Genomic DNA, 23,945 nt, shown 5'->3' with positions numbered 1-23,945 from the left:
AGCACATTTTCCTGTTAGCATCATTATACCTGTCTTCCCGATAACAATATAGTGCAGGCGAATTCGATGCTTTATCAACCATTCATTTTCCCTATTATGGAAACGGTTAGTATTTTAAAAATTGAGATAATTATTCCTTTATACTATAATGAGCATATAGAGCCGAAAAAAGGGGGAGTTTGTCGTATGAATGTGAAAGCGTTGCCAGTAGTGGAAGGTAAGTTCAATCTAAAGAATTACGATGAAACATACAAGGGGTTTGACTGGTCCGAGGCGGAAAAGGAATTCTCCTGGTCCGAAACCGGTAAGGTGAATCTGGCATATGAAGCCATTGACCGCCATGCCGAAACATACAGAAAAAACAAAATAGCCCTTTATTATAAAGACGATAAAAGAAAGGAAAAATATACATTCAAGGAAATGAAGGATTATACGAACCAAGCGGCCAATGTGTTCAAGGACATTGCCCATGTCGAAAAAGGAGATCGTGTCTTCATCTTCATGCCACGCTCCCCGGAGCTTTACTTTGCCTTGCTGGGTGCGATCAAAACGGGAGCGGTGGTCGGACCGTTGTTCGAGGCCTTCATGGAAGGCGCGGTAAGGGACCGTCTCGAAGATAGTGAAGCAAGTGTCCTCGTTACGACCCCGGAACTTCTGCTGCGCGTCCCGGTCGATGAATTGCCCCATTTGAAACATATTTTCCTAGTGGGCGAAAATATAAAAGAAGAGGGAAAGTATCATCACTTCAATAAAAAGCTAAAAGAAGCCGACACCAAATTCGACATTGAATGGGTGGATCGGAATGACGGATTGATCTTGCACTATACATCCGGTTCCACAGGGAAGCCTAAAGGCGTGCTTCACGTTCATAATGCGATGGTCCAGCATTACCAAACGGCAAGATGGGTCCTGGATCTGCAGGAGGAGGATGTGTATTGGTGCACAGCCGATCCTGGATGGGTGACAGGGACGTCTTACGGCATTTTCGGACCATGGCTTACAGGAACCTCGAATGTCATTGTAGGCGGGCGATTCAAGCCTGAATCCTGGTACAAAACCTTGCAGGATTTTGGTGTCACGGTTTGGTACAGTGCACCGACTGCCTTCAGGATGCTGATGGGGGCAGGTGACGAAATCGTTAAACGTTTCGATTTGAGTTCCCTCCGCCATATCCTGAGTGTAGGCGAGCCATTGAATCCTGAGGTGGTCCGCTGGGGAATGAAGGTTTTCAATCATCGCATCCATGATACTTGGTGGATGACGGAGACGGGAGCACAGGTCATCTGCAATTATCCTTGCCTGGAAATCAAGCCGGGCTCGATGGGAAAACCGATACCTGGCGTGAAAGCGGCGATAGTGGATGATCAAGGCAATGAACTTCCGCCGCACCGCATGGGGAACCTGGCCATTAAGAAAGGCTGGCCTTCCATGATGAAGACTGTCTGGAATAATCAAGCAAAATATGAATCTTACTTCATGCCTGGCGATTGGTATGTTTCCGGGGATTCCGCTTATATGGATGAAGAGGGGTATTTCTGGTTCCAAGGCCGGGTCGATGATGTCATCATGACGGCAGGGGAACGAGTGGGGCCGTTCGAGGTGGAAAGCAAGCTGGTCGAGCATCCGGCAGTAGCTGAAGCGGGGGTCATCGGGAAGCCCGATCCAGTCCGCGGGGAAATCATCAAAGCGTTTATCGCCCTTCGTGACGGATACGATGCAAACGATGCCTTGATTGAGGAAATCCGCCAATTTGTAAAAAACGGTCTTGCAGCGCATGCCGCGCCGCGTGAGATTGAATTCAGGGACAAGCTTCCAAAAACGAGAAGCGGTAAAATCATGCGCCGCGTCTTAAAAGCCTGGGAACTGGATTTGCCAACTGGCGATCTATCATCGATGGAGGATTGATTGCAAATAACATGTAAAAAGGCATCCATGTTCAGCGCATGGATGCCTTTTATGTCGTCTGATAGGAAAAAACAGGCTGGCGGTTTGATCCCGCCAGCCTGTTTTACGAAAAGAATCATTCTTCCTCTTCTTCCGCGTTGTTGGTTTCTTTGTCTTTATCATTGACCGTGTCTTTATTCTTGTCGGTCTTTGTATCCTCTTTATCTGCATCATCTTCGTCTTGATCCTGATCTTTGTTTTTATCTTGTTCTTGCTGTGTATCAGAATCTTTGGCCTTATCTTGACCTGATGTGCGAGTTTCTTCTTTTGCTTCCGTTTTTTTATCTTCGTTTGCGATGTTATCTTTTTTGCGATCGTCTTTATTTTTGGTCGAATCTTCTTTGCTTGCCTTTTTAGCGCCGCTTTCGACATGTTGCGATGGAGACGATTCTTTCCCGACTATGTCAACGGCCGTTACGTAATAGGAGCCGCCTGAGCCGACTTTATAAACAAGCTCTGCACCAGCATTGATGCTCGCCACTTTTTTCCCGTCCTTATAGACACGATAGCCGACGACATCCCCTTCAGGATGCAGCCCCCAAGTGATCTTATCGCTGCTCATGGAGATGGAAAGGGGGGCGGGCGCTTTGCCATTATCATTCAATTTCGCTTTCGTAGCGACGACTTCCCCCTTTTCCTCGCCGCCAGGAATGATGGCGCCCGGATCGATCACATACTGCAAACCGATATCTGCAAACGAATCTGGGTTGAGCATGAACCCGCCGCTCGTGAATTCGCCAGGTGTTTGCGGAAGGGCGGCGTAGCGCTTGCTTCCGACTGAAACATATTGTCCGTCTATGAAACTATTATCCGCCTTGGATGGTGCGTACTTGGCGATGAATAAATCCGACTTGACCAGTCCGGCCTTTTGGCACGAACTTGAAGGCAGCAGTCCGGAAACGCCGCAGAAGGAACGGCTGACGATTCCGCCAGGCATTTGGAACCGTTTATCGGGATCGATGAGTTTCGGTTCGGCTTTGTAGGCCGCGTTGATCAGATCGGCCCAATAATATATATTCCGTTTATTGTATTCAAGTCCGTTATAGTTGCCTTGCAAGGATTTTGGCTTGTCATAACCGAGCCATGTCCCAAACGATACATTCGGATTGGTGGCTACGAACCAAGCGTCCCAATAATTTTGTGAAGTACCGGTTTTACCGGCCCAATCGCTTGAGAAGGCCAGGCGGTTCCTGACCGACGCCGCCGTCCCGCTGTTTACGACATCACGCATCATGTCAAGCGTCAGGTAAGCGGCTTGTGGGGAGAAAACATCCACTGGTTTCACTTTATGCTGATAGATGACCTTGCCATCCTTCGAAACGATTTTATCGATCATATAAGCATCGATGAATTCCCCTGAATTGGCAAAGGTGCCAAACGCATTGACGTTTTCTTCGACGGTTACACCCCTGTCCATGGCACCCAATGACATGGACAGGTTGGAGTAATCGCCTTTCGTCACGGTGGAGAAGCCCATTTTCTCCAAATACGAAGCAGGTCTCAGGTTGATTATCTTTTTGTAAAAGAGCGCTGCCGGGATATTGTAGGACTTCTTCAGGGCCTCGCGGGCAGTCGATACGCCCGTATAGCTGCCGCCGCCATAGTTCCCTGGACTCCAAGCTCCAATGGAAATCGGCACGTTGGCCGATACGCTTCCAGGTGAGATCTTGCCTAGCTCGATCCCTGGGCCATATACAAGCAATGGCTTCATCGTTGAACCGTTTGAGCGCAATGATGCGGTCGCATGGTTCGTCTGTTCCCGCTTGAAATCACGGCCGCCAACGAAACTGATGATTTTCCCTGTTTTATTCTCGATCAGGATCGCTCCGGCCTCCACGGGCTGGCTCACGGTTTTCGTTTCCTTCGTATCCGGGTCGACGACCTGCGTCGGTTTATCGTATCCGAAGTTCGGATAGTTTTTCGTTACTTCCTGCATTTTGTCATAAATCTTTTTGTTGACGGTGGTATAAATTTTATAGCCATTTTGTCGAAGCTTACGATCGGCAAGGGCTACATATTGCGCTTTTAGATCATCATCCTCTAAATCCTTTTCTTCATATCCATCTTCTTTTGCTAGATTGACAGAGAGGATTTCAATGGAGCGTTTTTCAATTTCATAGGTGAGCCATGGATACTTCTCCGATGGCATCTCCGATTTTCCGATAAAGTCTTTGGTTATGTCGTAGGCTTTTGCTTTATCATACTCGTCCTTTGTTATGTATCCGTTACTGTACATCCGTTTTAAAACGGTTTTCATCCTGTTGATGCCAGGCTGTTGATTATCTTTCAATTTCCCTTGCTGCGTATATGGTGTGTAACCGAATGGACTTTGCGGCAATCCGGCGATAAACGCGGATTGGGGCAGTGTCAGGTCTTTGGCCTCCACGCCAAAAATACCTTCAGCAGCCGACTCGACACCAGCAATGTTCCGACCGGAAGAGTTTCTTCCCAAAGTGGAGACGTTTAGGTACGTTTCCAAAATCTCTTTTTTTTCAAAGAATTTCTCTACCCGGAGTGCAAGCAGGATTTCCTTTGCCTTCCGATCAAACGACACTTCGTTTGTCAGCACCTGGTTTTTGATGAGCTGCTGCGTTAATGTGCTTCCTCCCGATTGGACGGATGCATTGGAGAATTCCTGGTAAATGGCACGCAGGATCGCCTTCGGGACAACTCCGTCATGCTCGTAAAAATATTCATCTTCTGTCGCGATGACCGCATTTTGAAGATACTTGGAAACTTTATCGATTGACACTTCTTCACGCTCGAGATCGCTCTTAAGCTTGCCCAAATACACCTCATTGGCAAAGTATACTTCAGAGGTCTCTTCATAATTGTAGATGTCTTTTTTAAGATCTGCTTTTGAGCGTACCGGCTCATCTTTGACGAGGGCAGCGAAATAGCCGGCTCCAACGCCGCCGGCGAATGAGAATCCTAGAATCCCGACAATAATGAGGATCAGCGTTAAATTCCAAAAGACCTGGTAGGTGACCCGTGCATTTTTTTGTGTCTTTTCATTTCGGAAAAAGCGGGTCAGCTGCTTCCATGCCGTCCGTAATCTATCTTTTTGATTATTATTCATCGTATCATACCCCCTGAAATCACATATATTATAGCATATAACAAGTAGGCGAAAGGTCATCTTTCTTATTTTTCTAGAATCTGTAAGGGTAATGTTGACAAGCAATCTTATGTATGATAAAAGTTTATTAACAACAATAAAAGAATGAATTGATCGCGATGATAGGACCCAGTAGTCAGACTATCCCTGTTTTAGAGAGCCGGTGGTTAGTGGAAATCGGTACAAATGGTTTGATGAATTACTTCCTGGAGCATTTGCTGTGAAATGATAGTAGCAGGGAACGGTTGACGACCGTTATTCGTTTTAGAGCGGAGGGCATAGTATGTCCTCAAGTTGGGTGGTACCGCGAATTTATTCGTCCCTTCATATTTATGAAGGGGCGTTTTTGTGTGCTTTTTGCGGAGGCTTTCTATAGATGGAGGAGGAATATTACATGGAATTGCTTAAAGACCTCGAATGGAGAGGGATTATTTATCAACAAACGGACGAAAAGGGCTTTAAAGACCTATTAGAAAAAGAGAAAATTTCTTTATACTGCGGTGTAGATCCGACTGCCGATAGTATGCACATCGGACATCTGCTGCCATTCTTGACATTGCGCCGTTTCCAGCAGCACGGCCATCGTCCTCTTGTGCTAGTTGGCGGGGCGACTGGACTTATCGGTGATCCGAGTGGTAAAAAGGAGGAACGCCAGCTGCAAACGCTGGAAAAAGTTCTTTATAATGCCGACTGCATAAAAGGGCAGCTATCGCATATCTTTGAATTCGACGGCGAAAATGGTGCCGTCATGGTCAATAACTATGACTGGTTGGGTAAAATCGATCTCGTCACCTTCTTGCGTGATTATGGGAAATACATTGGCATTAACTACATTTTGGCAAAGGATACAGTTGCTTCGCGCCTGGACACGGGGATTTCCTTTACTGAATTCACGTATACGCTTTTACAAGGAATTGATTTCGGGCATTTATACAGCAATTACAACTGTAAATTACAAATTGGCGGAAGTGACCAATGGGGCAATATTACGACAGGACTTGAAGTGATTCGGAAATCGAATGATGAGGAAGCAAAAGCATACGGTATGACGATTCCGCTCGTAACGAAAGCGGATGGTACGAAATTCGGTAAAACGGAAGGCGGAGCGATCTGGCTTGATCCGGAAAAGACAACCCCGTACGAGTTTTACCAGTTCTGGATCAATACAGCTGATGCCGATGTCGTGAAATACTTGAAATTCTTCACATTCCTATCTCGTGAAACGATCGAAGAGCTAGAGCAATCCGTACAGTCTGAACCGCATCTTCGCAAAGCGCAAAAAACGTTGGGCGAAGAGATGACCCGTTTGATTCATGGTCAGGAAGCCCTTGATCAAGCAATCAAAATTTCTGCTGCGCTATTCAGCGGTGAGGTGAAGAATTTGACTGCAGCGGAAATCAAGCTGGGCTTTAAAGATGTCCCTAGCTTTGAACGTGAAACCAAGGAAGATATCGGTCTGGTCGAGTTGATCGTCGAAGCGAAAATCTCCCCATCGAAGCGCCAAGCCCGTGAAGATATCCAAAACGGTGCCATCTCCATCAATGGAGAAAAAGTGACCGATCTGCAGTATGTCGTGACGGAAGCTGCCAAGATCGAGGGAGAGTTCATTCTCGTTCGCCGCGGCAAGAAGAAATATACATTAGTCAAATAAGTGTAGGGAAGCCCGGCTGAGTGACAGCCGGGCTTTACTGCGCATGTACAGAACGGTTGATTGGAGCGAAAATCAACCACGCCGCATAACTTATAGCAACAAACTATGCGAAAAAACAGCCTATCTAAAAAACGTCCTCCATATCAAGAGAACGAAAATTCAGGAGAACAAGAAAAAAAACCTAGAAACATTGAAATCAATGTTTCTAGGTTTTTTAAAGTTAACAAAGTATTAACGAGAGTAGAACTCAACGATAAGCGCTTCGTTAATTTCAGCAGGCAATTCAGAACGTTCTGGTAAACGAGTGAAAGTACCTTCCAATTTCTCAGCATCGAAAGTAAGGAAATCAGGTACGAAGTTAGTTGCTTCAACTGATTCTTTGATGATTGAGAAGTTGCGTGATTTTTCACGAACTGCGATTGTTTGTCCAAGGGACACTTTGTAAGATGGGATGTCTACGCGACGTCCGTCTACAATGATGTGACCGTGGTTAACAAGTTGACGTGCTTGACGACGTGTACGAGCTAAACCAAGACGGTAAACTAGGTTGTCAAGACGTGATTCAAGAAGAACCATGAAGTTTTCACCATGAACACCTTTGATTTTGCCAGCACGGTCGAACATTGAACGGAATTGACGTTCAGTGATTCCGTACATGTGACGAAGTTTTTGTTTCTCTTGTAGTTGCATTCCGTATTCAGAAATTTTTCTACGTTGGTTAGGACCATGTTGTCCTGGAGCATAAGGGCGTTTTTCTAATTCTTTACCAGTACCTGTTAGGGAAATTCCTAAACGACGGGATAGTTTCCAGCTTGGGCCAGTATAACGAGCCATAGGATGACTCCTCCTTTAAATGTTTTTATTTTGGTAAAATAAAAACCGTGTGAATGGACGATCATGACCATTTTGTTTTCATGTACCTTCGCCCTAGCAGCAGAGAGTTACGAGATACACCTCTGTAAAGGAGGAACAAAATGAGAACATAAAAGCTGTCACATAGGCTGCAATATTTTACACAAGGAGTATTGTATAATATTCTGCTCGATGAGTCAAGGGTATAGGCGATTAATTAAAGAAGCGGGAAAGTGAACCGAAGAAGATGGAAAGACAAAATATTTAAAAAATACTATTATTAGGGAGGAATTTTTCATAGTGAGCGTTATAATGAAGTAATGAGTATAAAACATAATTACATGGGTGGTTTTCCCTTTTCATTGGGACCCCTAATTATATGTTATTTGCATGGTCTGATCCCGGTTTCTTTGCATCGATTCAACTTTCGGATATGATGAAATCTCAGGTTCTCTTAAAAAAATAGGCTGTAATATAGGGATGATAAAGATGAAGAATAAAACAGCTCAGATATTAAATCAATTAAGGATGCTCTTCTTTCAACATATGCAAAATAGAAAGGGTGAACTTCATGACGCGACGTTTTTGGAGACCTTTTTATTGGATACAAAAGAATTGCTGGAGATGGAAGAGGTCACGTTCTTTAAATTCGATGAGTGGAAGCAGCAATTCTATAAAGAAGCCTCGACTGGAAGCCTTCACGACTATATCATGGAAGCCCCTGTTCAGGAGTATATTCAATTATTATGGAGAGAACAAGTTGGTGATGGGGATGGAATGGTCCGCATGCAAGCGGGAGCCCTGGATATTCATGTCGTCATCCCCCTTTGGGATAACGGGAAGGTGATCGGCGTGACGGCATTTAAAGAACGGGAAGCCAGCGCCCTTTCCAGCCTGACGTTGGAGGAAGGCTCCATCTTTGCTAATGAATTCACGATCATCTTGAAAACCGCTTTATCCATTTCAAAGATATCGGACGATGAAAGGCGGTATAAACAACTTTTCAAGGTTACTGAAAAGTTCCATTCTTCCATGAGCAGGGATGCGGTACTGGGGGAGATCATCGCTACTTTACATACCGTGTATCCGACATTCGAGTATTTCCTGTTACTTTCGCATGATCATGACGGCCATGAAAACTTGCCGATCAAGGAACTCGAATATGATAGTGATAATGTGGCTGCTTTGCAAGCCTATGTATCGGGCAATATGGAATTCGAAGATCAGCCTTCCGAAAATCAATCCATTCTATATGCGCCATTAAAGGGGAAACAGGGAGTCTATGGAGTGCTTCAGGTCATTGCTCCTAAAACCCTCACTTTCCCGAAGCAGGAAATCGAGTTTATCTCATTGCTTGCCAATACGGCCGGGAGCGCCTTGGAGAACGCCCAGCTGTATCAACAATCCAAACGGCTTGTTGCGGACCTGCAGCTAATAAATGAGATATCCCGCCATTTGAATTCCAATCTGCGCCTGGATGAAACGATGGAATATATGAAGCGGCAGATCATCACATCCTTTCATGCGGAACAAGTTGGCTTTTTGACGCTTGATCTGGATGACGCGGGGGCAATCCTCTCTGGCAGCTCGGATTTCTTTGATTCAGAGGGAGCGGGCCTTTATGTCTCATTCCTGATCGATAGGCTCGGGAGTGAGAAGGAATCGCTTTTCATCGGTGATCTAAGGGTACATCGCCCGGAAGCAGAGATACGGTATCGTTCCCTGATGGCCGTACCGATGATGAAAGGGGATGAAGTCAAGGGCTTCGCCGTCATCCTCCATACGGAGGCCTATTTCTTTTCGTTCGAAATGTTCAAGTTGCTGCAATCCCTCATCCATCACTCCAGCATGGCGATGGCCAATTCGATTCTGCGGGAAGAACTTGAAAAAATGGTCATTACCGATCATCTGACACAGCTGTATTCCAGGGGATTCCTTGATGAAAAAATGTCTAGATCGCTTGAAAAGGATGAAGGGGGAGCATTCATCATGATCGATATCGATAACTTCAAAAGGATAAATGATACATACGGTCATCAGGTTGGCGATGAAATTCTGATCCAAGTGGCGCACCTTCTCCAGCATAATATTCGTGATCATGATATAGGGGCAAGGTGGGGCGGGGAAGAGCTTGCTATCTACTTGCCATGTGAATCTTTGGAAACGGGCATTCGAATTGCCGAACGGCTGAAGGATAAAGTGAGGGATATTTCCAATCCGGGTGTAACGATCTCGGCAGGCGTGTCCCATTGGGGGAAAGGGCGTCCTGATAGTGTGAAGGAAATCGTCAAAAGGGCCGATGAAGCGTTATATAGCGCGAAGAATTCTGGCAAGGACCGGGTGCATGTGCATGGAGTCCTGCTATGAAAAAGGGAGCAGCTTGCATGAGCCGCTCCCTTTCATGTTATAAATGCTTGGAAAGGATCTCAGCGAACTTCTCGAGTCCCTGCTGATCGATTTCGTCAAATCTGTTCGTGATCGGGCTGTCGATATCGAGCACACCGATCAAATTGCCTTCCTGCATGAGAGGTATGACAATTTCAGATCGCGATGCTGCATCACAGGCAATATGTCCAGGGAATTGATGGACGTCCTCGATGCGCAAGGTTTTTGCAGTGGCCGCGGATGTCCCGCATACGCCCCTGCCCATTGGGATGCGGACACATGCCGGAAGCCCTTGGAATGGTCCTAAGATCAATTGGTCTTCTTCGTATAGATAGAAGCCGACCCAATTGACTTCATCTAGAAACTGATTCAGTAAAGCCGCCGCATTGCTTAAATTGGCAATCCGGTTCGTTTCATCTTCAACTAAGGCGGAAAGTTGTTTTTGGACCAGTTCATAGTTTTTTTCTTTTTTTCCTTGATACATTTCGACATTAAACAAAAGCGTTCACCTGTCTTCCGCATATTTTTACAGCACATTCTAGCCATGTTGCTTGATTGTTGGGAAATTGTCGAGAACTAACTAAAGGATTCAGCCTCATTCGTGCAGAAATTAGTCCACAAGACTTGTCTCAAAGAAAGCGAGGGATTGCCTGAATGAATCGCCAAACGCCAACGAAACAAGCCATTGTCGAAGCTGCCCTGCATTTATTTCATTTGAAAGGTTACCATGCGACTTCAATCCGGGATATTGCCAATAAAGCGAAAGTGAACGCTGCAAATATTGCCTACTATTTCAAAAATAAGCAGGGGCTGCTGGAATTCTGTTTCACTTCCTATTTAGAAGACTATATCCTGGTCCTTGAGACGAACATGACCCTTCTCGACCTTAAAGGACCGCAGCAGTGCTTGCTGAATCTCGTGAAGGGCATACTCGCCTTCCAGAGGGAAAACTTCCTGGCTGCACGGTTCATCTATGGGGAATCCTCACTCGATTCCAATTTAAACCGGGAAATTCATTCGACTTATTTTACAAAAGAAAAGTCTTATTTTCAATATATTTTGGAACAGGGAATCAAGAACCGGAGCTTCCACTCGGTCTCGATCCCGATGTATTTGCTGCAGCTGAAGGGCCTGCTTACGGCCCCTGTCCTGCATACCCATTATGCGATGGATGTGCTTCATGTGTTTCCGCAGGAAGCCTATTACACGAATATTTATGCGAATGAAGTGGGACGGTTCCTTCAGGATACCCTTTTCATTGCAAAGGACCTCGAGCCACAGTTGGCGGGGCGGGCCTGAAGTTACCCATTGAACTCGGGAATCAATGCCTGGTAGCCCTGCCCCAAATCTTGGGCCTGATGGGCATCGGAACCATAAACGAGCGGAATGCCGAGAGCCATGGCGCGTCTGGCAAACCGTTCCGGCGGATACGGTTCGCCGCATAGCGGTTTAACAAGCCCGGCGCCATTATAATCCAATTGGTAGTTTTCTTTCTTGATCAAATCCAGCACCCTGTATACATGCTCGTCAAAATTCAATGCGGATGGATAGCGCTGCTGGAATTTATGGACCAGGGTGATATGTCCGATCCGTTTCGGCTTATATATGCCTAAATCAGCTTCGATCGATTTTTCTAATGTATCATAGTATTTGGCATATAGCGCTTCGACGGATCCTAGTGTTTTAGCGATCTGACCAAACTCATCTGCACTGAAATCGATGCAGTGCCAATTCTCGTGATTCTTGATGAAGTGGACGGAAAGTATGCTATCGTCCAGGAACTCCCCGGTTTCATCGAGGAATTCCTTTGTTGCTTTCTCATGGCCTTCGATAAAGTCGACTTCCAGTCCGATTTTGATCAAGATTTTGTCTTTATGGCGTTCCTTCAACACGCGGAGCTCCTGAAGGTAATCGAGGAGCAGGGCGGCGTCCATGCCACTGTCTTTTTCAGGTGTCGGGTCATGGAAATCCCTAGGTAAGGGTGCGTGCTCCGTAAATGTGATTTCCTTTAATCCCAGCTCGATTCCCCGCGTAATATATTCATTGAAAGTATCCGTAGAGCCGTGAGGGCAAAACGGAGTATGCACGTGACTATCAGCTTTCAAGGCCATTCCCTCCCAAAAAACAGGTATTTGTAGCAATTTTCTACAAAAAAATCATTTTTCTCATCAAAAATTATTGCTAACATGGTATCATAAAAGCATTAAATTTAACATTTTAAAAATTGATATATAATAGAGCAAGACTGTAAGGACTAGAACAGGGGGCCTAGCATGGAGTACATACTTGGGGTAATTGTATTAATTTTGATTTTCATCATTTGGGGTTATTTTTTCAAAAAGAGATATTTTAAAGAAATCGATCGACTGGAAACCTGGAAAATAAGCATCATGCACCGCCCCGTGCTGGAAGAGCTTTCTAAAGTCAAACAATTGAACATGACTGGTGAAACGGAGGAGATGTTCGAAAACTGGCGTATCGAATGGGACGCGATCATTACGGACCATATGCCGAAAGTCGAAGAGCTTTTATTCGATGCAGAGGAGTTTGTCGATAAGTACCGGTTCAGCCGTTCGAAAGAGGTACAGCACAAAATTACCGTCATGCTGAATGAAATTGAAGAAATGATCAAAAAGATCTTATATGAATTGAATGAACTCGTAGGCAGTGAAGAGAAGAATCGCTTGGAAATCGAGGATATTAAAGAATCCTACCGCCAACTGAAGAAATCATTGCTAGCACATAGACACAATTATGGGAAAGCGGCGGATAAGCTGGAAGGCTCCCTTGATGAAGTATTGCAGGTCCTGCAAAAGTATGAAGAAGAAACGGAAAACGGGAACTACTTGAATGCGAGGGAACTTGTTCTTTCGATAAAGGATAAACTTTCGATCCTGGCCGTCAAAATGGAGATGCTTCCAAAGTTATTGGTTGACAGCCAATCCGAGCTGCACGCCCAAATCAATGAATTAAAGGATGGGTATGAGGAGATGTCGGGACAGGGTTACCTGTTGAGCCATATCCATTTTCAGCAGGAAATATCAAGGCTTGAGGAGGAACTGGCGCTTTATAAAACGCAATTGGAAAATGCCGAAACGGAAACGGTCGAAAAAGGCATCAAAGATATGCATGAAAGCATCGATGTACTGTATGACCTTCTGGAAAAAGAGGTGCTCTCCAAACAGTATATCCTGAAAAATGATGAAGTCCTCAGGAAAACGATAAGTGACCTTGAATATGAAAATGATAAACTTAAAGTCGAAACGATACATGTCCAGCACACCTATCATCTGACTGAAAATGAGCTCGATGCACAGCGGAAAATGGAAAAGCAGATTGCCCAAATTTCGAAACGCCATCAATTGCTTGTTTTGAAGATGGAGGATAATGTGATGGCAAGCTCTTTAATCAGTGAAGAGATGCAGGGGCTTTTAGCACAGCTGAAAGAACTACAGGAGAACCAGAAAGACTTTACCGTTAAATTACAGGCGTTGCGGAAAGATGAAATGGACGCGAGGGATTCATTGGCTGAACTGAAGCGCAAACTGGTCGATACGGGCCGTTTAATTTCCAAAAGCAATATCCCTGGGCTGCCTGAAGAATATAAAGCGGTGCTCCAGGATGCCAAGGAAAGCATCGAGGACGTTCAAAATAAACTGGAAGAAAAGCCTCTTGATATGGCCGCTGTGTATATTTATTTAGAAAAAGCGGTTCAACAGGTGCATAAGGTCTACGAAAAGGCACATGAATTGATCGAGCATATGTATTTGGCCGAAAAGGTAATTCAATTCGGAAACCGTTATCGTAGCAGTCATGATACGGTTGCCGACAGCCTTAGGGAAGCAGAGGCGAAATTCCGCAGCTATGAATATCAAGCTGCATTGGAAACGGCAGCCACGGCGATTGAAAAGGTCGACCCCGGCAGCTTACGGAAAATTGGGGCGAATATCGAAGAAGTCCTATCTTAAAACCCGCCATGGCGGGTTTTTTTATTTGGGACACGATTGGCTATGGCTATGGCAGATTATCCACTTATTGCGTGTTCTTTCAAACCAGGACCATTGATTTACATTCTCTTTCAAATTCAATTATGTTAATATTAGTAGTTGCAACAGCAACGAATAAAATTATATGTAAAAGAATGACCATCATAGATACAAAACATGGAAGGTGAACCCATGATTTATTTTGACAATAGTGCAACAACCAAACCATATCCGGAAGTGATCGAATCATTCATGAAGATATCTTCTGATTATTTCGGCAATCCATCCTCGCTGCACGGGCTTGGGGTCCAAGCCGAAAAACTTCTGGCGGCAGCACGAAAGCAGGTTGCTGATTTATTGAAGGTAAAAGGCTCGGAAATATATTTCACTTCCGGGGGGACCGAAGGGAATAATCTCGCCATTAAAGGTGCAGCCCAATCTCAGATGAAACGGGGCAAACACATCATCACGACGGCGATTGAGCATCCATCTGTCGAAGATGCGTGTCAATCATTGACGAAATTGGGCTTTGAAATCACGATTCTACCTGTTAACGAATACGGGCAGATTGAAATGACTGACCTTAAAGGTGCATTGAGGGACGATACCATATTGGTTTCCGTCATGCATGTCAATAATGAGGTGGGCTCGATACAGCCGATTGCTGAAATAGGGAATTGGCTTAGGCAGTACCCTCAGGTGCTTTTTCATGTCGATAATGTACAGGGAGCAGGCAAGGTTCCTTTATCATTACGCGAAGCCCATGTTGATTTATGCACCTTTTCCGGTCACAAAATCCACGGCTTGAAGGGGACCGGCTTCCTTTACGTTCGTGACGGCGTTCGGATAGACCCGCTGTTTCACGGGGGCAACCAAGAAACGCAAATCAGGAGCGGCACCGAAAATGTCGCGGGGATTGTCGCCCTTTCCAAAGCTTTTCGTATTAGTATGAACAATCAATTGCTGTATCATGATAAGCTTGAAAAAATTAAAAACTACTTATACAAAGGGTTATCGGACATGGAAGGGGTGCTGGTCAACAGCCCTTCGGAGGGCGCGCCCCATATATTGAATTTTTCCGTACCGCTGCTTAAATCAGAGGTATTGCTGCACGCTCTCGAATCGGATGGAATCTTTGTTTCGACGACGAGTGCCTGTTCTTCGAAAAAAAGGACGGTTAGCAAAACGGTGGATGCGATGTTCCATGACCCAGCTCGTTCCGAGAGCGTCCTCCGTATCAGCACTACTTATGGAAATGAGCTGGATGAAGCCAAGCAAGTTCTGGCGGCGATACAGAAAATTGTCGCTAATTTAGAAAAAATAATGAGGGTTGCGAAATGAAATTTGATCATATAATTATCCGCTATGGAGAAATCTCCACGAAAAAAAGAAACCGTAAAGGCTTTGTAGATAAAATGAAGGCACATATCCGCTGGAGTTTAAAGGATATCGAAGGTGTTGTGCTTACGGCAAACCGAGAGCGGATGTACGTCCTTCTGAACGGCGTGGACCATAAGCCTGTCATTGAACGGTTAAAAGGCATTTTTGGCATCCAGTCTTTAAGTCCAGCGATAAAAATCGAGCGTGACCTGGAAGTGATGAAAACGGCAGCGCTGTATTACCTTAATCAAACTTCTGAAGAGGTCAGCACATTCAAAATCACGACGAAACGTGCCGACAAGGATTTCCCCTATAACACCGATGAGATTAACAGGGCGCTTGGCGGGCATTTGCTTCGAAATACGGAAGATGTCAAAGTGGATGTGAAGAATCCAGATTTGAACTTGCTGGTTGAAGTGAGACGTGAGGCTGTATATATGACGGGTGAAATCATCCAAGGGGCCGGAGGGCTTCCCTTCGGTTCAAGCGGGAAGGCGATGCTGATGCTTTCAGGCGGCATCGATAGCCCTGTTGCCGGATTCCTTTCAATGAAACGCGGGTTGGATGTTGAAGCGATCCATTTTTACAGTCCCCCTTTCACAAGTGAACGGTCCAAGCAAAAGGTGATTGACCTGGCTGGGAAGCTTGCTGAAATAAATGGAAGCATGAAAGTGCATATCGTGCCATTCACGGAAATTCAATTACTGATTCAAAAACAGATTCCGGAAAACTACTCGATGACGACAACTCGCCGCTTGATGATGCGGGTCGCCGATAAAATCCGTGAAAAAGAGGAAGCCATGGCACTTATCACCGGCGAAAGCCTTGGCCAGGTAGCGAGCCAGACGATGAGCAGCATGTTCGCCATCAATGAAGTGACGAATACACCGATTTTGCGTCCGCTTATCACGATGGATAAAACCGAGATCATCAAAATTGCCAGGGAGCTCGATACGTTTGAAATATCCAATCTCCCCTATGAAGATTGCTGTACAGTATTCACGCCGGCAAGTCCAAAAACGAAACCGAAACGTGAAAAGGTCAATTACTATGAAAGCTTCGTTGACTTCGATTCCTTGATTGAAAAAGCGGTCTCCGAAACCGAAATCTTGACCATCAAACCGGGGCAGACATTCGATAATAAAGAAGCCATGGAAGACTTATTTTAATATCCTGTAATTACCAATAAAATAGTGCGAATGAAGCCATGTGTTTTAACACACTCTATAATCACAAGGAGGTGAAAAACACATGGCAAACAACAACAGCTCAAACGAATTATTGGTACCTGGAGTGGAACAAGCTCTAGAACAAATGAAATATGAAATCGCTTCTGAATTCGGCGTACAACTTGGTGCAGACACAACTGCTCGCGCTAACGGATCAGTAGGTGGAGAAATTACAAAACGCCTTGTTCAAATGGCTGAACAACAATTAGGCGGAGGGTACAAAAGATAATTTCATAAAAATGGCTACAGAGAGCGGGTTCTGAACCCGCTCTCTTCTGTTTGTCTCCAATTCGTGTGCTGCCGAAAAAAGCGAGAGGTAGGCCGAAAAAATGGTGGTAGGCCGAAAAAAGTGAGTGTTAGGCAGAATAAAAGTGGTGAACGGCCGAAAAAAGCGAGAGGTAGGCCGAAATAAAGTGGTGAACGGCCGAAAAAAGCGAGTGTTAAGCCGAAAAAATGCGGTGAACGGCCGAAAAAAGCGAGTGTTAAACCGAAATTAAGTGGTGAACGGCCGAAAAAAGCGGGTGATAGGCCGAATTAACGGCGTGAATGGACGAAAAAGCGGGAGGTAAGCCGATTCAGGATAAAGAGAACGGGTATCGAACCTGATCTCTTTTTTATTTGTAAAAATACATGGATATGTAGGAGCAGTATCTTGTATAATGAGTAGGTACTAAGAGTTCATAATTGGAGGGGAAGAAAATGAAACGTGAAGATTTATTAGCTCCGGAACAGTACAACTTAGTGAGTGAGATGGAACGTTTTGCAAAAAAACCAGAAAAAGTTGCTGTTCTTTGGGAGAACGAAGCCGGAGAGAAAAAACAACTTACATATGAAAAATTAATTAAACGTGCAAATAGAATCGGAAATGCGTTCAAGAAGGAAGGTCTGGGAAAAGGAGATACGGTCCTGATCATCATTCCTCGCTTGGTGGAGGCTTACCAGGTGTATTTAGCCGCATTGAAAATAGGCATGATCGTCATCCCTTGCTCGGAGATGCTGCGTGCAAAGGACTTGGAGTATCGGATTGGCCACGGTGATGTCAAAGGGATAATCAGTTATCATGAATATACTTCTGAACTGAATGAGGTCGATGGGGCGGCTGGCCTTCTGAAATTCTCAATCGGAAAGCCGGTGGGAAGTTGGCTGGATTTGGATGAGCTTGCCGCTGCCGGATCGGATCAGCTGGAAATGGTTGCGACGAGGAGTGAGGATATGGCCTTCTTATCTTACACTTCCGGAACGACAGGAAATCCTAAAGGGGTCGTCCATACACATGGCTGGGCTTATGCCCATCTGAAAACATCAGCTGCAAACTGGCTCGGAATCAGTGAAGGGGATGTCGTTTGGGCCACGGCCGGTCCAGGTTGGCAAAAGTGGATTTGGAGTCCTTTCCTGGCGGTTCTGGGTACGGGAGCGACCGGTCTGGCCTATCATGGGAAATTCGAGGCGAAGAAATACCTTCAGCTGCTACAGGACTACAAGGTGAATGCGTTATGCTGCACACCGACCGAGTACCGTCTGATGGCCAAGGTGGATAATCTTGATTATTATGATCTTTCACACCTTCATAGCGCAGTATCGGCTGGTGAGCCCCTCAACCAAAAAGTATTCGAGGTCTTCAAAAATCATTTTCATATTGAAGTCCGTGATGGATATGGACAAACCGAAAATACCTTGTTGGTGGGTGTTACAAAAGGGATGGAGATCAAGCTGGGCTCGATGGGCAAACCGACTCCGGGAAATCATGTGGAAATCATTGATGATTCCGGCAACCCTTGTTCTCCGGGCGTAGTCGGGGACATTGCCGTGCATGTCGATACACCTGCACTCTTTAAAGAGTATTTTAAAGATCCCGAGCGTACCTCGAAGCAATTTCGTGGTGACTATTATATTACCGGCGATCAGGCGAAAAAGGATGAAGAAGGTTATTTCTGGTTTGAAGGGCGTGCCGATGATATCATCATCAGCTCTGGATATACCATCGGACCATTTGAAGTGGAAGATGCACTTGTCAAGCATCCGTATGTGAAAGAGTGTGCCGTTGTAGCCAGTCCAGATGAAATAAGGGGTAATGTGGTCAAGGCGTATGTCGTCTTGATGGATGATATCGACCCGCTTGGCGAGGACCTGGTCAAAACACTCCAAACACATGTAAAAGAATCGACGGCCCCATATAAATATCCAAGGAAAATCGAGTTTCTTGATGAGCTTCCGAAAACGACCTCCGGTAAAATTAAACGGGTTGATTTACGGAAAAGGGAAGAAGGAATCCTGCATAACTAATCGTCAGCATCGGTCAGCCACCCGGCTGACTTTTTTTCTATGGACGGGGATGGCATGGAATCTTACCTCTGGGAATCTGTGGAATGAGATGGTACACTTACTGCATATCCGTAAGAAACATTTAATAAGGAGTGTAAAGCCGGTATGGGAACGTTATGGTTCAATGGGTCCATTTATACGATGTTGAAAGAAGGAGATCGGGTGGAAGCCCTTTTCAGTGAAAAGGGCGTGATAGTCGACACGGGCAGTCTTGCTTATATAAGACAGGCGTATGCCGGCAATATTTCCAGGGAAATCGACTTAAAAGGACAAACGATGCTTCCGGGGTTGGTGGACAGCCACCTACATTTGGTCGGGCATGGCGAGCGTCTGCTTCGTCTAGACCTTTCCTTGATGGAAGCTCGGGAAGCCATCCTGAGCGCCCTGAAGGAAAAGTGCGCCGTCACACCCGCAGGAAAGTGGATTGTCGCTGAAGGATGGAATGAAAATGAATGGACTGATCCTGAATTGATTTTACGGGATGAGCTTGATGAGATATCGACGGAGCATCCCATCGTCTTGAAAAGGATCTGCCGCCATGCCTTGGTGGTCAATTCCAGTGCCCTCTTGGCAGCGGAAATCAAGGAGGAGGCAGAAGAACCGGCAGGCGGTGTGATCTGCCGCTATCCCGATGGGCGATTAAATGGTCTATTCAAGGAAAGCCAGGCACAGAACCTGATTTTGGACAGCCTTCCCGGCATTGACCAGGACTATATCGAAGCTGCGCTTTCAGAGGCGATACAAGATGCGCATAAGCTTGGACTGACGGGAGGCCATACGGAGGACCTCCATTATTACAATGGCTTCGTGCCGACTTACGAGGCGTTTAAATCGGTCATCGAGGATAAGGGGATGGCCTTTCGAGCCAATTTGCTCGTACATCATGAGGCCCTTGAAGATATGCTGGCAGCAGGAGGCCGTTATCAAGAGGGAACGCAATATATCAAGTTCGATAGCATGAAAATATTCACCGATGGCTCCTTAGGGGGGCATACAGCCTTGCTGAGCGAGCCGTATGCAGATCAAAGCGGTACGAATGGCGTAGCGATATTCACGGAAGCAGAGCTTCGCCATTGGGTGCAAAAAGCAAGGCAGGCAGACATGCCGATCGCGGCCCATGCCATTGGCGATCTCGCGTTTGAATATGTATTGAATGCCATTGAAGCTCTGCCTCCGAAAGACGGACTGCATGATCGGCTCATCCATGCCCAGATCGTCCGGCCGGAGCTGCTGGAGCGGGCAGTCAAACTGCCGGTGATCTTTGATATCCAGCCCGGTTTCGTACCGTCCGATTTTCCTTGGGTGGAAGAAAAGGTTCCGGCAAAGCTATTGGCATCCTCATACGCCTGGAAAACCTATTTGAATATGGGAATCACTTGTGCGGGCGGTTCAGATGCACCGATCGAGCCACTGAATCCAATTTTGGGGATCCATGCTGCTGTCACGAGAGCGAAAATCGATGGTGATGATGCGGGGTATGGCTTGGCTGAAAGGCTTACCGTTTTTGAGGCATTTTCTCTATATACGAAAGGGAGTGCCGCGGCTATAGGCCAGGGAAAGCGGCGCGGTATGATCTTCAAAGGGTATGATGCCGACTTTACCGTATTTGATTTGGATGTCTTTGCAGTGAAGCCTGATGATCTCCTAACAGCTCAAGCGGTCATGACGGTCATTGATGGCAGGATCATGTATGATGAAAATAACAGTTGCAAAACGAGTCATCGGAATGCAGAATAGGTAGATGGTTTTAAAAGATCAAGGAATGAATGGAAAGAAGGCAGGTTATGAAAGTGAATGAACAAAAAGAAGGAGCGATCTATGCCGCTCTTTCTTATATGATGTGGGGAATTGTTCCGGTGTACTGGAAATTCCTCCAGGGGGTCGGTGCAACAGAGATACTGGCGCAAAGGGTATTATGGTCTTTCGTCTTCATGCTGGTATTATTGATGTTCATGAAAAAATGGCAAGCGTTTCTTGACTATGTCAAGAATATAGTTCGTAACCCTAAACTCTTTATAGCTTTACTTACAGCGTCACTGCTCGTTACAGCTAACTGGGGAGTATTCATCTGGGCCGTTAACTCCGGCCGGATTCTCGACACCAGCCTTGGCTATTATATCAATCCGCTAGTCAGCGTCCTCTTGGGCGTGATCGTCTTAAAGGAAAAATTGAGCGGAGCGCAAATCATGTCGTTCGCGCTTGCCGGAATCGGTGTTTTGATCCTTGGGATTCATTTTGGCACCATTCCCTGGGTCTCCCTTGTCTTGGCGATGACCTTTGGATTGTATGGATTGGCGAAAAAAATGATCAAGGCCGAATCGGCGATCGGGCTGACGCTAGAAACGATGATGGTGACGCCCCTCGCCCTTGGTTACCTGATATACTTATCGGCCCAGGCAGACATGAAATTCTTTACAGCGGGGAGCACAGGCTTGCTGTTGGTTGGCGGCGGGATCGTCACGGCGCTACCTCTTTTATATTTTGCAAAAGGAGCAGAAAAGATCCCGCTTTCGATGCTTGGCATTTTTCAATATATCGCTCCGACCTTATCTTTACTGATCGGTGTATTCGTCTATCATGAAAGTTTTACGAAAGCACATCTTTTAGCCTTTTTGTTCATATGGTCAGCTTTGGCCGTTTATACGCTCTCCATCACGAAATGGGGGCAGGCAAGCGCCCGCAGGTTCAAAGGCAAGAGGAATATGGGTGCATGAATGAAAAAGATGCTTGGCGGAGCTTTTCCTCCAAGCATTTTTTTATGCAGGGCCATGCATCAGGATAGGTGAAACGTCGAACCTATTTCAGAAACGATCAAATCAGGGAGGCTCTCGAGTCGGGGGACCTGTTCTTTGCGGATGGGATAGGGTTGGACCGTGTCAAAATAATAGGAACTGTCAAGGCTAACGATATGGTCTGTCAGGTAGGCCGATATGGTTGCATTCGATTTTCTATTATCGTTTAACTCATCAATGATTCCTTTAGAATTGGTAATGCCGATCCCGTGGCCAAAAAAGAGATTTTTCCCTAATAATATCGCATTTTCCCCTTGCCATTCAGGCGTTTTTTCATCATGTTCCGGGTTTTTGAAATACACGCAGTCCCCTGGTAAATAATCGGTGCCGCGGTGAACGAGCAGGATCATATTCGTTGGGGGATGCCAGTCATATAGCACGAGGTCTGAAAAAAGATAGTCAAACTTCCGCGGGCCGATTACATCCATGATCCCCATTAAGAACGTGACGACTATTGCTGTCCCGCATTCGAAAGCATATAGCGTTCCACTTTGGAAAATATCTGCAATGGCAACATGGGGGGGAATTCCTGGCTGGAGGGTGAAGGTGCCATCCTTTGCGAGGTGCCAATATCGTTGATTTGTTTCCGATTCATCGAGTGTAGCAAATTCTGCACCGCTTTTATCTAATGAAATGGCTGCCTCCATGACTCGAAGCCTCAATTGAATGTCGAAATTAAGTTCCTCCAAGTTCCGGTATTCAAAAACGGTCGCATATCCCGCCAGCAATTGTAGCAGTTCCAGCGCCTTGGCAGATGGTATACCTGGCTGGAGTTGACTGATATCTAACCATTTGTGATTAATCTTGATCATGATCATATCCACCTTTTGCTTATGAGTTATGAATCTGGTACATGGAAATGTCTGCAGGTCATGGTCATTATATGATTATCCGCATGGAAGTGATTATGTGAAGGAGGAAAAGTGCCGGTAATGAAGCGTGTTTCGGATGGCAGGTGTAGGGGATTTTTTAACGGAAGCAAATTAGTTTTCCCTTTTCGCGATGAATTGATATAATGATAGAGAAAAGTCCATATGTGCGAGAAATGTAGGGGAGCCAGTAATGCTGGCTGAGATTGCGTCCTTTAGATGCTGACTCTTTGAACCTGATCTGGATGGTGCCAGCGGAGGGAACATATTATGACAGATTTTCCGTTTTGTATGTTAACGTCCGAATTCATCTTCGGGCGTTTTTTGTTTTATGATTGGCAAAATGCACCTGGCGCCCTTAATATTCCTGCATGTGGATCTTATACGATGAGTAGGAGGATACCCGCTTGAATAAATTTTTGCCATTGCTGACTTCGTTGTTCCTTTTAGCTGGATGTGGCGCCGGCGGAACGAACGAAAAAGATGAAGCAACAAAAAAGGAAGATAATGAAGGAATGAAAAAAGTATCGGTCGTTCTCGATTGGACACCGAATACAAACCATACAGGATTGTATGTAGCCAAGGAAAAGGGGTATTTTAAAGAACAAGGATTGGATGTCGATATCATCATGCCAGGTGAAGCCGGTGCGGATAAGCTGGTGGCCTCCGGGAAATCAGAATTTGGCGTAAGCTACCAGGAAGGCATTACCCAGGCCCGCGTCCAAGGTGTGCCGATCGTTTCACTGGCTGCAGTCATCCAGCATAATACCTCTGGATTCGCATCTCCAGCGGATAAAAACATTAAATCCCCTAAGGATTTTGAAGGGAAAACATATGGTGGCTGGGGGTCACCGGTAGAAAAGGCCATCATGGATTCGCTCATGAAAAAAGTAAATGCGGATGTAAATAAAGTCGATATCGTCAATACAGGGGATGCTGATTTTTTCACCTCAGTTAAAAGGGATGTAGACTTCGCCTGGATTTATTATGGGTGGACAGGTGTCGAGGCCGAGCTGAGAAATGAAAAGCTGAATATGATTTACTTGACCGATTACTCGGATAAGCTCGATTACTATACGCCTGTTCTGACAACGAACGAAAAGCTGATCAAAGAAGATCCAGAAACGGTTAAGGCATTCGTTCATGCAGCTTCTGAAGGGTATCAGTTTGCGATTGATGATCCCGATGCGGCAGCGGACATTTTAATGAAGGCCGCTCCGGACCTGGATGCCAAACTAGTGAGGAAGAGCCAGGCGTGGCTTGCGGATAAATATCAGGATGATGCTCCGCGCTGGGGTGAACAAAAGCTTGATATATGGAAGAATTACAGTGATTGGATGAGAGAAAATAAGCTTCTTGAAGGTGATTTTAAACCTGAAGAGGCGTTTACCAACGAATTTTTACCTAATTAGGAGGA

At 45.7% G+C, this 23,945-nt stretch carries 17 protein-coding genes, 1 riboswitch and 1 other annotated feature; of the genes, 12 read left to right on the top strand and 5 right to left on the bottom strand.

What is annotated here, in order from left to right; genetic code table 11:
* Positions 1–186: 186 nt before the first annotated feature.
* Positions 187–1,905 carry an acetate--CoA ligase gene (gene acsA, locus MHI53_RS17850; protein ID WP_340371857.1) on the top strand — a complete coding sequence of 573 codons (1,719 nt, stop codon included), beginning with the start codon at positions 187–189 and terminating at the stop codon, positions 1,903–1,905.
* A 115-nt stretch (positions 1,906–2,020) separates the two neighbouring features.
* Here acsA and MHI53_RS17845 read toward each other — a convergent pair whose 3' ends face one another.
* Positions 2,021–5,023 carry a transglycosylase domain-containing protein gene (locus tag MHI53_RS17845; protein WP_340371856.1) on the bottom strand — a complete coding sequence of 1,001 codons (3,003 nt, stop codon included), beginning with the start codon at positions 5,021–5,023 and terminating at the stop codon, positions 2,021–2,023.
* Positions 5,024–5,172: 149 nt separating this feature from the next.
* Positions 5,173–5,389, top strand: a binding site (T-box leader).
* A 67-nt stretch (positions 5,390–5,456) separates the two neighbouring features.
* Here MHI53_RS17845 and tyrS point away from each other — a divergent pair.
* A complete protein-coding gene (tyrS, locus tag MHI53_RS17840; RefSeq protein ID WP_061142270.1) occupies positions 5,457–6,713 on the top strand; it encodes a tyrosine--tRNA ligase in 1,257 nt (418 codons plus the stop codon).
* Positions 6,714–6,944: 231 nt separating this feature from the next.
* Here the strand turns inward: tyrS and rpsD are convergent, their stop codons facing one another.
* Positions 6,945–7,547, bottom strand: coding sequence for a 30S ribosomal protein S4 (rpsD, locus tag MHI53_RS17835; RefSeq protein ID WP_061142268.1), 603 nt, complete (start codon positions 7,545–7,547; stop codon positions 6,945–6,947).
* 507 nt (positions 7,548–8,054) lie between these two features.
* Here rpsD and MHI53_RS17830 point away from each other — a divergent pair.
* Positions 8,055–9,932, top strand: a complete 1,878-nt coding sequence (locus MHI53_RS17830) for a diguanylate cyclase (RefSeq protein WP_340371855.1) — start codon at positions 8,055–8,057, stop codon at positions 9,930–9,932.
* 37 nt (positions 9,933–9,969) lie between these two features.
* Here MHI53_RS17830 and MHI53_RS17825 read toward each other — a convergent pair whose 3' ends face one another.
* Positions 9,970–10,449, bottom strand: a complete 480-nt coding sequence (locus MHI53_RS17825; protein ID WP_340371854.1) for a GAF domain-containing protein — start codon at positions 10,447–10,449, stop codon at positions 9,970–9,972.
* Between the two features lie 155 nt (positions 10,450–10,604).
* Between MHI53_RS17825 and refZ the strand changes: the two genes are divergently transcribed.
* Positions 10,605–11,249 carry a forespore capture DNA-binding protein RefZ gene (gene refZ / locus MHI53_RS17820; protein ID WP_061142265.1) on the top strand — a complete coding sequence of 215 codons (645 nt, stop codon included), beginning with the start codon at positions 10,605–10,607 and terminating at the stop codon, positions 11,247–11,249.
* A 2-nt stretch (positions 11,250–11,251) separates the two neighbouring features.
* Here the strand turns inward: refZ and hisJ are convergent, their stop codons facing one another.
* The gene (gene hisJ / locus MHI53_RS17815) at positions 11,252–12,055 is read right to left on the bottom strand and encodes a histidinol-phosphatase HisJ (RefSeq protein WP_340371853.1); all 804 of its coding nucleotides are present in this window, start codon (positions 12,053–12,055) and stop codon (positions 11,252–11,254) included.
* 168 nt (positions 12,056–12,223) lie between these two features.
* Here hisJ and ezrA point away from each other — a divergent pair, with 168 nt between their 5' ends.
* The 7 genes from ezrA to rarD all read left to right on the top strand — a co-directional run bounded on the left by ezrA (position 12,224) and on the right by rarD (position 21,581).
* Complete coding sequence (ezrA, locus tag MHI53_RS17810) at positions 12,224–13,918, top strand: septation ring formation regulator EzrA (RefSeq protein ID WP_340371852.1); 1,695 nt, start codon at positions 12,224–12,226, stop codon at positions 13,916–13,918.
* 210 nt (positions 13,919–14,128) lie between these two features.
* Positions 14,129–15,277 carry a cysteine desulfurase family protein gene (locus tag MHI53_RS17805; protein ID WP_340371851.1) on the top strand — a complete coding sequence of 383 codons (1,149 nt, stop codon included), beginning with the start codon at positions 14,129–14,131 and terminating at the stop codon, positions 15,275–15,277.
* Positions 15,274–16,485 carry a tRNA uracil 4-sulfurtransferase ThiI gene (thiI, locus tag MHI53_RS17800; protein WP_061142261.1) on the top strand — a complete coding sequence of 404 codons (1,212 nt, stop codon included), beginning with the start codon at positions 15,274–15,276 and terminating at the stop codon, positions 16,483–16,485. Before MHI53_RS17805 ends, thiI begins: the two co-directional genes overlap by 4 nt.
* Positions 16,486–16,567: 82 nt before the next feature.
* Positions 16,568–16,774, top strand: coding sequence for an alpha/beta-type small acid-soluble spore protein (locus MHI53_RS17795; RefSeq protein WP_057911412.1), 207 nt, complete (start codon positions 16,568–16,570; stop codon positions 16,772–16,774).
* Between the two features lie 470 nt (positions 16,775–17,244).
* A complete protein-coding gene (locus MHI53_RS17790) occupies positions 17,245–18,828 on the top strand; it encodes an acyl--CoA ligase (protein WP_340371850.1) in 1,584 nt (527 codons plus the stop codon).
* Positions 18,829–18,972: 144 nt separating this feature from the next.
* Complete coding sequence (locus tag MHI53_RS17785; RefSeq protein ID WP_340371849.1) at positions 18,973–20,604, top strand: amidohydrolase; 1,632 nt, start codon at positions 18,973–18,975, stop codon at positions 20,602–20,604.
* A 47-nt stretch (positions 20,605–20,651) separates the two neighbouring features.
* Positions 20,652–21,581, top strand: a complete 930-nt coding sequence (gene rarD, locus MHI53_RS17780) for an EamA family transporter RarD (protein WP_061142258.1) — start codon at positions 20,652–20,654, stop codon at positions 21,579–21,581.
* A 59-nt stretch (positions 21,582–21,640) separates the two neighbouring features.
* Here the strand turns inward: rarD and MHI53_RS17775 are convergent, their stop codons facing one another.
* Positions 21,641–22,471: a protein-glutamine gamma-glutamyltransferase gene (locus MHI53_RS17775; protein ID WP_340371848.1), complete on the bottom strand. Its 831-nt coding sequence runs from the start codon at positions 22,469–22,471 to the stop codon at positions 21,641–21,643.
* 227 nt (positions 22,472–22,698) lie between these two features.
* Positions 22,699–22,808: riboswitch (TPP riboswitch) on the top strand.
* 127 nt (positions 22,809–22,935) lie between these two features.
* Between MHI53_RS17775 and MHI53_RS17770 the strand changes: the two genes are divergently transcribed.
* The gene (locus tag MHI53_RS17770) at positions 22,936–23,940 is read left to right on the top strand and encodes an ABC transporter substrate-binding protein (RefSeq protein ID WP_340371847.1); all 1,005 of its coding nucleotides are present in this window, start codon (positions 22,936–22,938) and stop codon (positions 23,938–23,940) included.
* Positions 23,941–23,945 lie beyond the last annotated feature (5 nt).

Source organism: Peribacillus sp. FSL E2-0218 (assembly GCF_037992945.1).
Classification (GTDB): domain Bacteria; phylum Bacillota; class Bacilli; order Bacillales; family DSM-1321; genus Peribacillus; species Peribacillus simplex_B.
This window is presented reverse-complemented; position numbering and strand designations above follow the sequence as displayed.

What these genes read in the sequence shown, in the direction of transcription:
- refZ (WP_061142265.1), top strand. Translation starts at nt 10,605, where the DNA reads ATGAATCGCCAAACGCCAACGAAACAAGCCATTGTCGAAGCTGCCCTG.
- acsA (WP_340371857.1), top strand. Translation starts at nt 187, where the DNA reads ATGAATGTGAAAGCGTTGCCAGTAGTGGAAGGTAAGTTCAATCTAAAG.
- MHI53_RS17775 (WP_340371848.1), bottom strand. Translation starts at nt 22,471, where the DNA reads ATGATCAAGATTAATCACAAATGGTTAGATATCAGTCAACTCCAGCCA.
- rarD (WP_061142258.1), top strand. Translation starts at nt 20,652, where the DNA reads ATGAAAGTGAATGAACAAAAAGAAGGAGCGATCTATGCCGCTCTTTCT.
- MHI53_RS17790 (WP_340371850.1), top strand. Translation starts at nt 17,245, where the DNA reads ATGAAACGTGAAGATTTATTAGCTCCGGAACAGTACAACTTAGTGAGT.
- MHI53_RS17795 (WP_057911412.1), top strand. Translation starts at nt 16,568, where the DNA reads ATGGCAAACAACAACAGCTCAAACGAATTATTGGTACCTGGAGTGGAA.
- MHI53_RS17785 (WP_340371849.1), top strand. Translation starts at nt 18,973, where the DNA reads ATGGGAACGTTATGGTTCAATGGGTCCATTTATACGATGTTGAAAGAA.
- ezrA (WP_340371852.1), top strand. Translation starts at nt 12,224, where the DNA reads ATGGAGTACATACTTGGGGTAATTGTATTAATTTTGATTTTCATCATT.
- MHI53_RS17805 (WP_340371851.1), top strand. Translation starts at nt 14,129, where the DNA reads ATGATTTATTTTGACAATAGTGCAACAACCAAACCATATCCGGAAGTG.
- thiI (WP_061142261.1), top strand. Translation starts at nt 15,274, where the DNA reads ATGAAATTTGATCATATAATTATCCGCTATGGAGAAATCTCCACGAAA.
- tyrS (WP_061142270.1), top strand. Translation starts at nt 5,457, where the DNA reads ATGGAATTGCTTAAAGACCTCGAATGGAGAGGGATTATTTATCAACAA.
- rpsD (WP_061142268.1), bottom strand. Translation starts at nt 7,547, where the DNA reads ATGGCTCGTTATACTGGCCCAAGCTGGAAACTATCCCGTCGTTTAGGA.
- MHI53_RS17845 (WP_340371856.1), bottom strand. Translation starts at nt 5,023, where the DNA reads ATGAATAATAATCAAAAAGATAGATTACGGACGGCATGGAAGCAGCTG.
- MHI53_RS17830 (WP_340371855.1), top strand. Translation starts at nt 8,055, where the DNA reads ATGAAGAATAAAACAGCTCAGATATTAAATCAATTAAGGATGCTCTTC.